The sequence below is a fragment of the Terribacillus saccharophilus genome (genome assembly GCF_002272075.1).
GTDB classification, from domain to species: domain Bacteria; phylum Bacillota; class Bacilli; order Bacillales; family Amphibacillaceae; genus Terribacillus; species Terribacillus saccharophilus_A.
In genome coordinates this window covers 1-12,406 of the sequence record NZ_NPBJ01000011.1, presented here as the reverse complement: position 1 = coordinate 12,406, position 12,406 = coordinate 1, and the positions used below count along the sequence as shown (strand labels likewise).

Here is a 12,406-nt window from a genome sequence, read left to right as displayed (position 1 = left end):
GCGGTGTATACCTTTTGCGGAAATTGAAACGTTTATCCCCCTTACATATAGAAAGTGAGCCGCAAATCTGCAGCTCATTACTTGAAAAGGTGAGAAGGAGGGTAGGGGGCTTTTGGGTCATCGGTTTTATGCTCGTAATAGAAGTTCTCATTCTTTGGACCATATTGTTCAGTATATGGCATTTGGATAAGCTCAATTTTCTCTGCCTCATCTGCATTAAGCATTCTTACTTTAACATCATACAGTTCGTTGTCAGAAGGACAGAGTAAAGCATCGCTTTGACCAGTTCTAATAGCTTCATCAATCGCATCACGTAATTCCTTAAGTCCTTGTAGGTTGCCCACGATGTAAGAACTACCATGGTGACATTGCTGCGCGTAAATTTGGACAAGTTTCTCATCGTTGTAATCCATATAGTAAGCCTCCTTATCGTTATTAAACTGATATCACAATTATAGATGATGTAATGAACTGTTACATCATAATGCAAAAAGAAGAGGGCCCGAGTAGGCCCTCTAAATTGTTTTAGGATCTTCTAGATCCTTATATTAGTTAAATGAATTCAGTCCTGGTTCTGTACATAAATTAGAGCTGAACACAGTCTAATCTCTTATTTTCCCATAGCCTAAATGTAAAAGAGCTTGTCTTAAATTAGAAAAAGTAGTTATCGATTTAAAATCTAGACCTAATGAAACCATCGTTTGCGCAATTTCTGGTCTAATACCCGTGATAATGGCAGTAATACCACTTAACTTAAGTGTTTTAACAATATTGAAAATCTGATCTGCTACCATTGTATCAATCAAGAGCACACCCGATACATCAATGATCAAGCAATCTAATTGCAGATGGTTGCCTTGCTCTAAGGCAGTCTCCATGATTAGTTTGGCCCTATAGGTATCAATTTCTCCGATAATAGGAAGCACTGCGACACCTTCGTAAATAGGAACAACTGGAACTGAAAGCTCCTCTAATGCACTATAAGCAATGTCCATCATTTTTTTGTTATATAATTCATACTCTTCTCCTATAGCGAAACTAATCTTTTCTAGCATAGGATCGATTATCTTTGAAACATCTAGCATGGTAATAGCAGCAAAGTGTCGCTGGACCAATTCTTCAGTGAAGATCTCCCAAATAACTGAACGGAAGCTAGAGACAAACTGTAAGGTTGCTGTTAGTGAGATATTCTTTCGGGTAGTAAATTCAGCTGCTTTTTTACCCCAATTAAGTAAATTTTGTTGAACCTCATAGCTGTCTTCTTCAACATATAACAAAGCACCAATATTATTAATTAAATCAGCATTAAAAGCATGTAACTTTTCATTAGGAAAGGATAGAATTTTTAACTCGGTTCTTAAATTCTCATCTAAGGAGTCAATAACTGATTCTGCTATTATTTCTTTGTTAGCCCTGATTTTGTCCCCAATGTACTTTAATTCATCCTTCATAATCAACTAATCCCCTTTTAAAGACGTAGCTATAGCATAAACCACTTGCTGTCCAGATGATAGTAAACCGAGTCGAAGAATAAAAAAGAGAGAGCTAATAGCTCTCCTCTAAAGACTTTCCAAAGCCTCTTTGTATTTGTTGAATTCTTCTTCCTCCATATCACCATTAACCTGTACCAAGATGTTCTTGTGCTTCGCAGTCCAGGAGAATAACATGGCGCTTTCTTCGCCCATGGAGTCATAGTATTCCTTCATTTCATCGAGATCAGCTTCATCTTCATAGCTGATGATACGGGCATTGCAATCGCTGCAGACTTGAGGGACAGTAACGCGAACACCTTCTTTAGACTTCATAGGACCCACACCATAATCATCCTTCGTCATTTCAGTAGGGTTCTCAGCTTCAAGGCCGGCGTCCTGGAAGGCTGCTACAACATCATCAGGTGTAATCTCCTTAGATCCGGAAGATGCGTTAGAACATGCGCTAACGAAGATGACAAGAAACAAAGTGAAGGGAAAGATAAGTTTTTTCAATAGGTAACCTCTTTTCAGAATATTAGTCTGTCAATGAACTTACGAATTAAGTAGCTAAATGTTTCATAGAAAAAACCCTCATACGAGGGTTTTATTTAAAAAGACCTTTAGGATTGTAAGGTGCGTTTTTGTCGTCAGTTTGATGTTCATAAAAGTTATTCCTGTTAGTAGGTCCAAACTGTTCTGAATAAGGCATTTCTAGACTTTCAAAAAGTTCTTCATCATCGTCATTTAATAGCTTAATGTATGTATCGTACCCCTCACCGTCTGAAGGAAAAAATTCTGCTTGGGCTTGTCCATCTTCTAGACTCTTGTTTAAAGCATCCCTCAATCTAGTTAATCCTTCTCTATTACCAACGATAAATGCATCAGCATGATGTCTTGTCTGCGCGTATAAATGTAAATGATTAGTACCCTTTAATGTCATATGAATACCCCTTTATTTTTATTAGAAGTAACACTTTCCTTTTTGTACTTTGTAATTCTTAGGAATTGTAGAACATAATAGATAATGTTGACTCATGTCTGGTGCTTTATGAAAATGAAAAGCTTTAAAGGAACCGTTATAACCTTTTCCAGTTTTTTTGTGAACTAATTTAACAGATGCATTATCAACGGCGAATAAACGTTTTCCGGATTTTTTATCTTGTAGAAGAATTAATGTTCCACCACCAGGGAATGAAATCTTGTAACTTCCAGTTAATTTTTTGGTCGCTTTCTTAAGGTACGCTACAGCAGGTTTAGTTCCTTGTTTGATAGCAATTCTTAATGCAATAATAGCTATTGGAGCTAGAGCGACTGGTAGAGCTTTAATTGTAAACTGACCTTCTACATAATCTTGTTCGCTAACAAGCTTATTAACTTCGCTCTCTAAAGTAAATAGATCTTCTTCACTTACTTCATTCTCGAAGTATGTATCAATTTCCTCTTCAGTCATACTTTCGAAGTCAACGTCAGAAATACCAGATTCGTCTAGAAACTTATCAATCTCTAGATTTAATACTTCATCTTCAGCAAATGTTTCTTCTAAAGCAGGGACAGTAGGTGAAGTTTCGCTGGATTGAGCGCTTACAAAGCTGGGTGAAACTAGACTAAAACCTAAGAATAAAGCTAAGGTAAAACAAAGTAAGGCAGACAGACTTTTCTTCAATACATGATACCTCCTAAAAGTTGTACTCCTATGAGCCAGTTATCAGTATACTTTAGCTCATGTTTACAAATAAACAATAATTTGGAAATTTTACAATATATTTGTCTAAGTTGTGAATTATAGAATTAAATACAAAATAAGAATATATTTAAATTAGTGAAATGGTACTGAAAGGGGATAGGTATATGACAATTAATAACTTCTCAAAAGACGAACTAGCCATTATCTACGATGCAGTAAAAAGCAGCGGTGCGATTTATGATGTAATGGATCAGGATAACAAACTAGGCATCTCAATACGAAACATCTTAGAGAAAATTAAAGAGACTGATGAAGAAATCACCAGTCCCTGGTATGTTCATGATAATATACTTGATTAATCGAAATATGTATTAACGAATTCATTAATAGTGCTTATTATTGTATGGCAATCTTCTCGTATTACAACGCCCGGACTTGTGTGAGCAGATAGGTTTCTTAGCTTATAACAAATATCAAGCCTAGACTTAAATCGCTTACTAATTATATTGTCTCTATACAACCTATCTGCGAGTTTGCTTAAAATTGTAGAATCGTATTCGCTAATTACCTTACCGTTTTTTTCTAATAGAATCTTACAAAGTGTTTCTAAACTTACACCAAGACACGCGGTAGAGGCCATATACAATGAATGGTCATATGCAGCTATTGCTTCATTGAGCTGATATTCAAAGTCCTCATCATTTACTTTTTTTATCATAGGATCAAGATCTAAGACAGAATAAGCATACTTATGAGCATTTTTTGCATAATAACTGGCTTGGTAAGAAATATGTTTTTTATAATGTTGAGCTTCGCCACGTATTAAAGTTTTCATATTATCATAAAAGGATTCATGTTGTACTTTAATAGAATGCATTATTTTCTCGCTGTTATTATATTGCAAGTCTTCTTCGTATAGAGCAATACCTCGTTTAAAAATAATGTCCTCTTTCTTTAAAGATAGTTCTTTCTCTAAAGCAAATTCTATAAAGTCACTCTCAATTTCATATTCATGGTAATGTTCATATAAATCTGATTCTACTAACTCAATATTTTCTATATGAAATCCACTATCTTTTTTGAAGGCGATAATATATTGAAATGGGTTATCTATGTATGTTTCATTAAATTTAACTACATAGATATTTACATGATTTAAATTTACAAATCGAAAAGCTTCAGGATTTAGCCCAAATGGTACAGAATATGCAGTGTTCAGTATATCAAGGTATAGGTCATGGAAGTTACGAGTAAAAATTTCAATATTATCATTTAAAATTGAAGTCATTTTAATTTCCCTTTCTGATAGCTTGATTAATTAACCTCTAATTACCCAGTTATATCTACATAATAATTCTACTTATCAAAACGAAAAAAATAATAGCAGCATACAAATGTAGCTGTTATCCCATAATATTTCACACTTGTTTAAAAGAAAAAAGCTTTCTCAAGGCAATTTATAAATAAAATAAAATTAATGGCCTACATATCAACTTATATTTTATTTTACTTATACCGTTCAAAAAATAGATCTCTAGGATCTTTGCTTGCAAAAGATTTGCTTATTAAGGAGTAAAGGTTACTTTAAGTACCTTACCAATAATTCTTACCTCATCTAACCTATAAAATTTTTTTAAGTTAAAGAAAATAGTTGCACTATACTTATCTAAATTAGAAACTATACCTGTCCAATATTCACCGTCTATCTCAACAAAACCCATATCGCCTGAATTAAGCTCTTTAGTTACTTCAATTAAGAGTTCATCCCCCTCGTGGATTCTGCTTCCAACATAGGTATTACTTGTGGCATGAGTAATGTAATAGTTCTTTTTAGGATTCTTATTAGGGATTTCAATTAATTTCTGCTCTTTAATTTTCTCTGGGGCATATTCTACAGAAAAATCTTCTTTAACAGAAACTAAGCTGTATTTTTTGTTTATTTCATTTTCAATATAGCTATTAGATAACTCCTCACTTACTATCTTTGAGATGTCTGTAAGAGTCTCATGGAAATTCATGTAATCCTCAAAAGCTTGATCCATAGATTCTTCATTACCTAAATCAGCATGCACAATTTTATTTCTATAATACATCTGTTGTTCTTTCAATACATCCACTAGATCCTCAGGAGTCTGAGTCTTTTTCAGAAAGGCATTGAGAGCATCACCTTCAAGCAACTCACTATATTTTTCTCTCATTAAGTTATAGACTTGTGGCAAATTTAAGATTCCATTTATTAATGGTCTGAAAGTCATTTCAAATGTATTTTTTTCAATATTTCTCAGTTCCATTAACACTCTTATCTTGTTATTAGGAGCCTTATCTATATATGCAGCAGTAATTAATTCATCTTCGTGTATCTGAAGGATATCTGCTAATGCTCTGTTTAAATCGTCTCTTGCAGGGGGGATTTTTCCATTTTGAAGTTTACTTATATAACCTTTATCTGTTGAAAAACCCCGTTCTTTTAACCTCTCTGAAATCTGGCTCAAACTTAGCCCGCTTTTGACTATATTCTTTTTTAAAAGTTCACTATAACTCAATTTCAAACCTCCTAGTTGTATTATAAAACACAACACCTCTAGTCTATCAAAGTAAATTTACATTATCTAGTTGACTTCATTAACACAACGTTGTAATATATAAACAACATCAACGTTGTGTTTATTTGAAACGTTGTAATTATAAGAAACGGAGGTGTGGTTATGTATGCAGATAAGCTTAAGAGAGCCATTTTCGAGTCCGGATTGTCATTGAACGAAATATCAGTATTACTTAAAAAAAGAGGATTCAAAACTCAAAAATCTTATTTAAGTAAATTGCAAAACGGACGAATACCACCAGCAAGTCCTAATTTGAATAAAGCACTTGCTAGTGTTTTAGCTTTAGATTATGACGATTTACAGGTAGCAGCTTATAAAGAAAAGATTCCTAAAGACATACTCGATAGGTTCTCTAACACTTCAGCCTAAAGGAGGTATCACATGAATCCATACAATAGCATGATTCGAGTCGGAAGGTTACTTAGACACAAAAAGATAACGCCTGAGAACAACGCTGCAGAGCTTCAACAATACTTCGCAGCCCTTGAGTCTCACATGGCAGGAAGAAGCACAGAGGAGTTCTTTAAGCTTTTTCCTCCCATCAAGAATTATGTGGAAGACGGTACCTGGGATTATTCGTCTTCTTTAAAATTCAAAAAAGAATTAGGCCCCTTCTTTACTAAGGAGAGTTTCATAGAGTTGTTAATGACTCGCTGTTATGAGAATCCTTTCATTTCTAAGCTTGGCCTAGCTTTCATGATGAGCGCCAGTGCGCTGTATCGGCAGCAAACTGGGCAGTCTATCATAAAAACTTACCTAAGTGGATCTAGTGTTCCAAAGAGGGTAGAGAAAGCAGTTCCTAAGAAGCGGCATTTGTACTTAGTCAAATGACTTTTGGACATTTTTGTCCGAAAGAAAAGCTTTTGTTGGTATTCGCTTAAACGATGTCTAATTCCTACCTTAGCATTGATACAAAAAAGAAGATCACAAATTCAGGTGTCTTCAGAATGATCTGGTGAGAGAGATTACTCTGATATATACACTGAAATATGTGACCCATCTTAAACGTAAAAATTAAGCAAGAATATCGTCTAAAGGGAGTGATGAAATGAACGATATTCAACAGAAGAAGTTAGAACGGTACGTAAAGGGATGGCCGTTCATGACTCCAGATGAAAAGTTTGATGCAATTAAGTACATCCTGGTGATTCATAAAGAGCAGGTTGAGCATTACGAAAATGCTTTGCAACTTGCTTATAAAACGCTTAGTAAATCAGAACAATTGGTCGAAGAGCTTCAAGTCATACGCAAGGATCAGCAAAGACAGTTGGATAAACTATACAGCTTCATTGAAATTAACGAGTCAATACAAGAAGAGTACGACCTGTATGAAGGAAGACTTGCTTGTATCTTCTTTAACGAAGGTGAATCTGAGATGAGCTCAGTAAATAAACAGGTTAGTCCTACTGAGCCGTTGGCATAAGGTCTACTAAGGGAGGGTTCTAATATGAGCAAACCTAAAGCTAGACCATTGAAAGCTAACCTCAGAGTCGTTAAGGAAACCTTCGGTACCATGGATAAGCAAGAAGCTTTCCAGAAAGCATTTGAACCGTACTTCCAAAAGAAAGACGGTTACACCGTTAAGGCTAAGGCTAACTAGCCCTTAGCTGCAGGGACAAGCTATCTCACACCTTAGAACAAACATAACAGTAATTCGGAGCAATAAAAATAACTGAACTTTGACAATTTAAGGAGTGGGAAAAATGCAGTTAGGAAAAGCATTGACGAACTTGTCAATTAGACAAGGTATTAATGGCGAACAAATGGCGAAGGAACTTCACTTGGATCCAACTACTGTTAGCAAGATGAAGAATGATAAGCGCAATGTCACTACAGATACAGCTCACTTTAGCCTTCAAGTTTACGATGATGGCGAATACACGCAAGATGTAGCACATCTCTTCACAGATGGCCGTACAGCCCCAACGATTGATGGTTTAGCTGTAGACAGACAAACACCTTTGGCTATCATGATTCAGGCTTTAGAAGAAATTAAGGATGTTACAGAAGTATTGGATTTAAAACTGTTTATACGTAATCCGGAACATGCCTCAGACGTTGAGATAAACGCTGCAGAGACAGCTTATCGTGAGAGTAAAGAACTTGAGTGGGTCATGAGTAACCTCTGTGCCAGGATAGCTGATTTCTACAAGTTAAACGGCAAGGAGTTGGACAAGGCCGTTAAAAGAAAGTGGAAGGCATCTGAAGTACTTAGTATCTAACAAACTATTAGGAGGAATCTATTATGTTAGCAGTTAAGGAAAAGCAATTTGAGCAGGTACAAGCTACTTATCAAGTAAGCCGTGATAAAGGAGATTGGGATCGTGCAAAGGCACTGTGGAACAAGCACGCTGATAATGATGATGCTGGAAAAGCAGCCGTTTCAATGCTTGCATGGACACGCGGTGATAAACGTGAAGTTTTCCGTATTAAATTGCACTATGCAGCTGGAATGATCAGTTTCAGAGAGGCTATGAAACGAGTAAGGATGGTTGAAGGAGTATGAGCGAAGAATGGCACAAAAAGAAAATCATATTGTTAGCAGTCGGCACTTACTTGTTCTTGCACTACGCATTAACGACGATATAAAAAAAGCGCTAAACGGCGGCAACCGTTTAAACGCATTTGTAAAACACCTTATCTAAATTATACACAGAGCAGCATGTTCAGTCCAGTAGGGGGAGAGTTTATGGCTGACAAACACTATTTCCCTGTACATGCAGGAATGCTTACAGAAGAGCACAGAGAACGGATAGGAAAGGCTACATGGGAGTTTCTATGGTGCCTTAGTAAAACAACCCAGGAAACCATTGAGGACGGCGAGAGAGTTGGCGTAGTCCTCGGTGGAAAGCCTGTCAGCTACAAGGAAGTAATGAATGACTTAGGTGGTAGCAAATCTACCATCAAGAGAAACTTTGAAAAGCTAGAATCAGAGAATTATATAACGCTGAAAAGAACACCTAGAGGACAGATCATAAAAGTGATGAAGTCGAAAAAATTCCCTAGAAATGAGAGGGGTGCCAAAACTGCTACGGGTAGCAAAACTGGCACACTTGATGATGAAAATCGTGCCATTTCTGCTAGGGGGGGTGCCAAAACTGACCACTCTAATAAAGATAAAAAGAATTATATTACTGCTACTGCTGAAGCACGCGAAAATGATCAATCAGTCGACACCGGGATGCTACCTTCCGTGAAAGAAATAGTGTCGACACAACAGGCTGTGATTAATCGTTATCTGGAGTTGAGGGGATCGATGCACGCATCACCGCATGATTTATCAGCGGCTGATCGGATAGCAAGGGCAGATGTGCCAGCTGAAATGGCTGTGAAACTTCTGGAAGAGAAGTTTGCTATTTTCGAAGAATCGAAGGCTTGGCCTGACGCTAAGATTAATTCGCTAAGGTACTGCGAAGGGTTCATTATCGAACGGTACCATGCCCGCAAGCAAGTAGAGCAGGAAGCAGCAACCGACGCGAAAGTGCGTCCGTTAGATTCACTCAACGCAAAATCGCGTTCAGTTGACCACTCTGCTCGAAAGCGTAAGCAACAAGACATAAATAACGACATAATAAATCAATATCTGGAGGAGAACAGATGAACAAAGACCAAGCAGGAGACGTACTGAGAGCAATTGGTGATTTGTATCCGAATACTTTTCAAGTGACAGAAACGAAGGTTAAATTATTAATTCCTCAGCTGGAGAAGATGGACTACGACCGAGTAATGGCGAACCTATCATCATTCGCGGCTATAAACAAGTTTCCACCCACCATCGCTGAGATTGCTGGCTATGCACCAGAACATAACGACAGTCTGGAGAAGATGCGTAAGTGGAAAGAGGAATCAGCAAAAGTTGATCCAGCTGTAAAGAAACGCTTTGCTAAGGAAATGGAGAACTTATTCAAGGACAAGAGCAAAAATGCAGAAGTTTAACCGCGAAGCCGAGACAGCTGTTCTGGGATCAGTGCTTCAAGAAGGCTATCTGTTCAAAGAGCTTCAGGTTAAAGAACAGCAATTTTATCTACCTGAACACATCCGGATCTTTAAGGCCATGGAGCAAGTTGATAAGAGCGGACAAACTGTTGATTTTGTTACTGTCGCTACTGTACTAACAGATAGTATCGAAGAGGTAGGCGGTGTCTCTTATCTAAGTGATCTAGCTAACTCTGTACCTTCCACTGCAAGCATTAAACATTATGAACGATTAATGCTAGATTCATACGTCATAAGAGAATCACAGAAACATAGTTTGAGCTTCTACAACGAACCGAATAGAGAAGGTCTTGGTGACTTAATAAAGGACTTGCAGCAGTTAGATCAGCTGGGTATGAAGAAGGCTGAGAAGACAAAGAACGATTATCTTACTGAGATTGCATCCGACATGATGGAAGCAAATCCGGATATGACATCTGGGTTTAAGACATCATTTGATGATCTGGACCGTATGACTGGCGGTTTGCAGAAGCAAGATTTAATTATTGTTGCTGCGCGGCCGTCGGTCGGGAAGACGGCTTTTGCATTGAACATAGGCTCGGGCCATTGCAGTAACGGTGGAACGACTCACCTATTCAGCTTGGAAATGGGCACCAAATCACTCTTGCAACGCCTGATAGCTGCTGAGGCATCCGTGGATAGCCAGAAGTGGCGTAGCATGCAGTTCAATGAGAAAGATTATTTGAACGCGTTAAATGCAATCGGAGCAATCTCTCAATGGGATATCGAGATCCATGAGAAGGTGAACACCGTAACCGAGATGCGAGCAGAGCTACGGAAGGCAGTAAAGGACAATCCCGACGGCAACCACTTGGCAGTCATAGATTACCTACAGCTGATAACGCCAACCGGAAAGCACGATAGAAGAGATCTTGAGGTAGGGGCAATGACTAGGGAGCTTAAGTTGCTGGCAATTGAGTTGGACATGCCTATTATCTTGCTATCTCAGCTATCTAGAGGAGTTGAACAAAGACAGGACAAGCGCCCAATGATGTCAGACCTTCGGGAGTCTGGAAATATCGAACAGGATGCGGACGTTATAGCGTTCTTATACAGGGATGACTACTACGACAAGCAGAGCGAGAAGCAGAACATCATTGAAATCATCTTAGCTAAGCAGCGTAACGGACCTACAGGCACTGTAGAGCTTGCATTCTTAAAAGAGTACGGAAGGTTCGCAAATCTATCAAAAATCTATCAGGAGGCTAACTGATGCAGGAGAACTTAGTATTTCTTAGGTTGAAGGAACACTATGAGAAATTCGGTACAATAATGGATCCGAATGAACTGTTGATAGGATATGCGTACAGACCAAATTACGTAACTGAAGGTGTAAAAAGATTCGATATGTATCTGGATTTTAAGCGGCAAGCTAATTGAAAGTCACTCCACTATTTTGTGGAGCGAGGATAGAATTGCTGCACGAAATGGTGCAGTAAAGACGGCGCAAGATCGCGCTGTCGATTAATGAGTCACTCCCCAGATTTGGGGAGTGAGTTTCTTCTTTGTCAGAACTCAAAAATGAGCTTTGATAGGTCTGCTCAGATTTGAGCGCACTCAACCGAGAATTCTGGGAGTCAGAGAACGCAATTTTGCGTTTTCAGAGCTAGCCTTAAATTTAAGGTCAATTATCATAATCCAACTTTGGTTTGTGATATTGCTAATCGACGAACTCAAAGTTGAGGTAGTTACAAATTAATAACGGGCTCAAACATGAGCTGGTTGATTGTCAAAACTCAGATTTGATTGCTGATAGGGATTGTACGTTGTGCGGTCCATCAAAACGCAAATCTGCGTTCTGTTCGAAGTACCCAAGATTGGGTTTTCCCCAGTTCTGGTGAAAAGTATTTCTGAGAACTCAACTTTGAGCTTTCAAAATTAGGATACCTCAATTTTGAGGTTTCTCCCAACTTTGGGAAAAAGTCTGGTGACCTACTGGTCCAGGAGGCCGTAACAGCAAGGGCAGAATATTGCAGCTAACATTCATCAAGGAGAGTGATATTATGCGCTTGGAAAAGGTGTCAATTAGTCTAGATAATGGTAAAATAGAATTAGAGTTACCTATGGATAAATCGACTCAGAATCTATGTATCGTTTATTCCGAAGGTACAGCAAAAGTAGCTATGCTTCCTGCTCATGGAGAAACAAAGATTGTCACTCATCAAGGGAAAGTGAAGCGTATTAGGTTTGATGAGGGGGAAGAGTTTTAATTGGGTTATATTAATTTAAAAGATTTAGCTAGTAAAATTGATATTGCAGATATTGTTGGTATTTTTGGTATCATACTTGCAATAATTTCACTTTTTGTGGCTTTAAGTGCATTAAACTTTAGTAAGAGATCATATCTTCTAAAAGACACATATGATCCCTTATTAGAAAATCTAAAAGGTATTAAAAGTATTCCCTTAACGAACACAAATGAAATAAATGTATCTTTTATGGAGTCATTGAGAGATACCTATTTATATTTGGCTTTTAATAACAAAGAAAGGAAATTATTTAATTTAATTATTGAGTCAGCACATCAATTAAATGATTTTAAGGCAAATGCGTATAAGCACGCAGAAAAAAGCATAATTAATTTTATCAACAGTACAGATAAAATTAGAGAAAAGGAAAATATTATTCTTGACCTAGATTTAAAAGGCAAG

At 37.4% G+C, this 12,406-nt stretch carries 21 protein-coding genes; 14 read left to right on the top strand and 7 right to left on the bottom strand.

Going from position 1 to position 12,406, the window contains the following annotated elements; translation table 11 throughout:
• Positions 1–77: 77 nt before the first annotated feature.
• The 5 genes from CHH48_RS05745 to CHH48_RS05725 form a co-directional block, all read right to left on the bottom strand.
• Complete coding sequence (locus CHH48_RS05745; protein WP_095220216.1) at positions 78–413, bottom strand: hypothetical protein; 336 nt, start codon at positions 411–413, stop codon at positions 78–80.
• 189 nt (positions 414–602) lie between these two features.
• Positions 603–1,451 carry an STAS domain-containing protein gene (locus tag CHH48_RS05740; protein ID WP_095220217.1) on the bottom strand — a complete coding sequence of 283 codons (849 nt, stop codon included), beginning with the start codon at positions 1,449–1,451 and terminating at the stop codon, positions 603–605.
• Between the two features lie 108 nt (positions 1,452–1,559).
• Positions 1,560–1,985, bottom strand: coding sequence for a hypothetical protein (locus CHH48_RS05735; protein WP_095220218.1), 426 nt, complete (start codon positions 1,983–1,985; stop codon positions 1,560–1,562).
• 91 nt (positions 1,986–2,076) lie between these two features.
• Positions 2,077–2,412, bottom strand: coding sequence for a hypothetical protein (locus tag CHH48_RS05730; protein ID WP_095220219.1), 336 nt, complete (start codon positions 2,410–2,412; stop codon positions 2,077–2,079).
• 21 nt (positions 2,413–2,433) lie between these two features.
• On the bottom strand, positions 2,434–3,135 hold the full coding sequence (locus tag CHH48_RS05725; RefSeq protein WP_095220220.1) for a hypothetical protein: 702 nt from the start codon (positions 3,133–3,135) through the stop codon (positions 2,434–2,436).
• A 185-nt stretch (positions 3,136–3,320) separates the two neighbouring features.
• Here CHH48_RS05725 and CHH48_RS05720 point away from each other — a divergent pair, with 185 nt between their 5' ends.
• Positions 3,321–3,515: a hypothetical protein gene (locus CHH48_RS05720; RefSeq protein WP_095220221.1), complete on the top strand. Its 195-nt coding sequence runs from the start codon at positions 3,321–3,323 to the stop codon at positions 3,513–3,515.
• Here CHH48_RS05720 and CHH48_RS05715 read toward each other — a convergent pair.
• Positions 3,512–4,444 carry a hypothetical protein gene (locus CHH48_RS05715; RefSeq protein ID WP_095220222.1) on the bottom strand — a complete coding sequence of 311 codons (933 nt, stop codon included), beginning with the start codon at positions 4,442–4,444 and terminating at the stop codon, positions 3,512–3,514. The genes CHH48_RS05720 and CHH48_RS05715 overlap by 4 nt on opposite strands.
• A 277-nt stretch (positions 4,445–4,721) precedes the next feature.
• The gene (locus CHH48_RS19445; protein WP_176466372.1) at positions 4,722–5,699 is read right to left on the bottom strand and encodes a LexA family transcriptional regulator; all 978 of its coding nucleotides are present in this window, start codon (positions 5,697–5,699) and stop codon (positions 4,722–4,724) included.
• Positions 5,700–5,861: 162 nt separating this feature from the next.
• On the opposite strand from CHH48_RS19445, the gene CHH48_RS05705 reads away from it, so the two are divergent.
• The 13 genes from CHH48_RS05705 to CHH48_RS05660 form a co-directional block, all read left to right on the top strand.
• On the top strand, positions 5,862–6,128 hold the full coding sequence (locus tag CHH48_RS05705) for a transcriptional regulator (RefSeq protein WP_095220223.1): 267 nt from the start codon (positions 5,862–5,864) through the stop codon (positions 6,126–6,128).
• Positions 6,129–6,140: 12 nt separating this feature from the next.
• On the top strand, positions 6,141–6,590 hold the full coding sequence (locus CHH48_RS05700) for a hypothetical protein (protein WP_095220224.1): 450 nt from the start codon (positions 6,141–6,143) through the stop codon (positions 6,588–6,590).
• A gap of 217 nt (positions 6,591–6,807) precedes the next feature.
• Positions 6,808–7,182, top strand: coding sequence for a hypothetical protein (locus tag CHH48_RS05695; RefSeq protein ID WP_095220225.1), 375 nt, complete (start codon positions 6,808–6,810; stop codon positions 7,180–7,182).
• 24 nt (positions 7,183–7,206) lie between these two features.
• Positions 7,207–7,359, top strand: a complete 153-nt coding sequence (locus CHH48_RS19440) for a hypothetical protein (RefSeq protein WP_170937542.1) — start codon at positions 7,207–7,209, stop codon at positions 7,357–7,359.
• 103 nt (positions 7,360–7,462) lie between these two features.
• The gene (locus CHH48_RS05690) at positions 7,463–7,981 is read left to right on the top strand and encodes a helix-turn-helix domain-containing protein (protein WP_095220226.1); all 519 of its coding nucleotides are present in this window, start codon (positions 7,463–7,465) and stop codon (positions 7,979–7,981) included.
• Between the two features lie 23 nt (positions 7,982–8,004).
• Positions 8,005–8,265: a hypothetical protein gene (locus tag CHH48_RS05685; RefSeq protein ID WP_095220227.1), complete on the top strand. Its 261-nt coding sequence runs from the start codon at positions 8,005–8,007 to the stop codon at positions 8,263–8,265.
• Between the two features lie 7 nt (positions 8,266–8,272).
• Positions 8,273–8,404, top strand: coding sequence for a hypothetical protein (locus CHH48_RS19765; RefSeq protein ID WP_255212163.1), 132 nt, complete (start codon positions 8,273–8,275; stop codon positions 8,402–8,404).
• A 44-nt stretch (positions 8,405–8,448) separates the two neighbouring features.
• A complete protein-coding gene (locus tag CHH48_RS05680; protein WP_095220228.1) occupies positions 8,449–9,360 on the top strand; it encodes a hypothetical protein in 912 nt (303 codons plus the stop codon).
• Positions 9,357–9,695, top strand: coding sequence for a hypothetical protein (locus CHH48_RS05675; RefSeq protein ID WP_095220229.1), 339 nt, complete (start codon positions 9,357–9,359; stop codon positions 9,693–9,695). The genes CHH48_RS05680 and CHH48_RS05675 overlap by 4 nt, the downstream gene beginning before the upstream one ends.
• Positions 9,682–10,968, top strand: a complete 1,287-nt coding sequence (dnaB, locus tag CHH48_RS05670; protein ID WP_095220230.1) for a replicative DNA helicase — start codon at positions 9,682–9,684, stop codon at positions 10,966–10,968. The genes CHH48_RS05675 and dnaB overlap by 14 nt, the downstream gene beginning before the upstream one ends.
• Positions 10,968–11,135 (top strand): hypothetical protein, encoded by a 168-nt coding sequence (locus CHH48_RS19435; protein ID WP_176466371.1) that lies wholly within the window; start codon positions 10,968–10,970, stop codon positions 11,133–11,135. Before dnaB ends, CHH48_RS19435 begins: the two co-directional genes overlap by 1 nt.
• 623 nt (positions 11,136–11,758) lie before the next feature.
• Positions 11,759–11,965, top strand: a complete 207-nt coding sequence (locus CHH48_RS05665; protein ID WP_095220231.1) for an XtrA/YqaO family protein — start codon at positions 11,759–11,761, stop codon at positions 11,963–11,965.
• On the top strand, positions 11,966–12,406 hold a 441-nt coding region (locus tag CHH48_RS05660), incomplete at its 3' end, for a hypothetical protein (RefSeq protein WP_141230054.1). It lies immediately after the preceding gene.

Bases quoted from the DNA above. Each gene is read 5' to 3' on its own strand.
- CHH48_RS05745 (WP_095220216.1), bottom strand. From the start codon at position 413: ATGGATTACAACGATGAGAAACTTGTCCAAATTTACGCGCAGCAATGT.
- CHH48_RS05740 (WP_095220217.1), bottom strand. From the start codon at position 1,451: ATGAAGGATGAATTAAAGTACATTGGGGACAAAATCAGGGCTAACAAA.
- CHH48_RS05730 (WP_095220219.1), bottom strand. From the start codon at position 2,412: ATGACATTAAAGGGTACTAATCATTTACATTTATACGCGCAGACAAGA.
- CHH48_RS05720 (WP_095220221.1), top strand. From the start codon at position 3,321: ATGACAATTAATAACTTCTCAAAAGACGAACTAGCCATTATCTACGAT.
- CHH48_RS05715 (WP_095220222.1), bottom strand. From the start codon at position 4,444: ATGACTTCAATTTTAAATGATAATATTGAAATTTTTACTCGTAACTTC.
- CHH48_RS05705 (WP_095220223.1), top strand. From the start codon at position 5,862: ATGTATGCAGATAAGCTTAAGAGAGCCATTTTCGAGTCCGGATTGTCA.
- CHH48_RS05700 (WP_095220224.1), top strand. From the start codon at position 6,141: ATGAATCCATACAATAGCATGATTCGAGTCGGAAGGTTACTTAGACAC.
- CHH48_RS05695 (WP_095220225.1), top strand. From the start codon at position 6,808: ATGAACGATATTCAACAGAAGAAGTTAGAACGGTACGTAAAGGGATGG.
- CHH48_RS19440 (WP_170937542.1), top strand. From the start codon at position 7,207: ATGAGCAAACCTAAAGCTAGACCATTGAAAGCTAACCTCAGAGTCGTT.
- CHH48_RS05690 (WP_095220226.1), top strand. From the start codon at position 7,463: ATGCAGTTAGGAAAAGCATTGACGAACTTGTCAATTAGACAAGGTATT.
- CHH48_RS05685 (WP_095220227.1), top strand. From the start codon at position 8,005: ATGTTAGCAGTTAAGGAAAAGCAATTTGAGCAGGTACAAGCTACTTAT.
- CHH48_RS19765 (WP_255212163.1), top strand. From the start codon at position 8,273: ATGGCACAAAAAGAAAATCATATTGTTAGCAGTCGGCACTTACTTGTT.
- CHH48_RS05680 (WP_095220228.1), top strand. From the start codon at position 8,449: ATGGCTGACAAACACTATTTCCCTGTACATGCAGGAATGCTTACAGAA.
- CHH48_RS05675 (WP_095220229.1), top strand. From the start codon at position 9,357: ATGAACAAAGACCAAGCAGGAGACGTACTGAGAGCAATTGGTGATTTG.
- dnaB (WP_095220230.1), top strand. From the start codon at position 9,682: ATGCAGAAGTTTAACCGCGAAGCCGAGACAGCTGTTCTGGGATCAGTG.
- CHH48_RS19435 (WP_176466371.1), top strand. From the start codon at position 10,968: ATGCAGGAGAACTTAGTATTTCTTAGGTTGAAGGAACACTATGAGAAA.
- CHH48_RS05665 (WP_095220231.1), top strand. From the start codon at position 11,759: ATGCGCTTGGAAAAGGTGTCAATTAGTCTAGATAATGGTAAAATAGAA.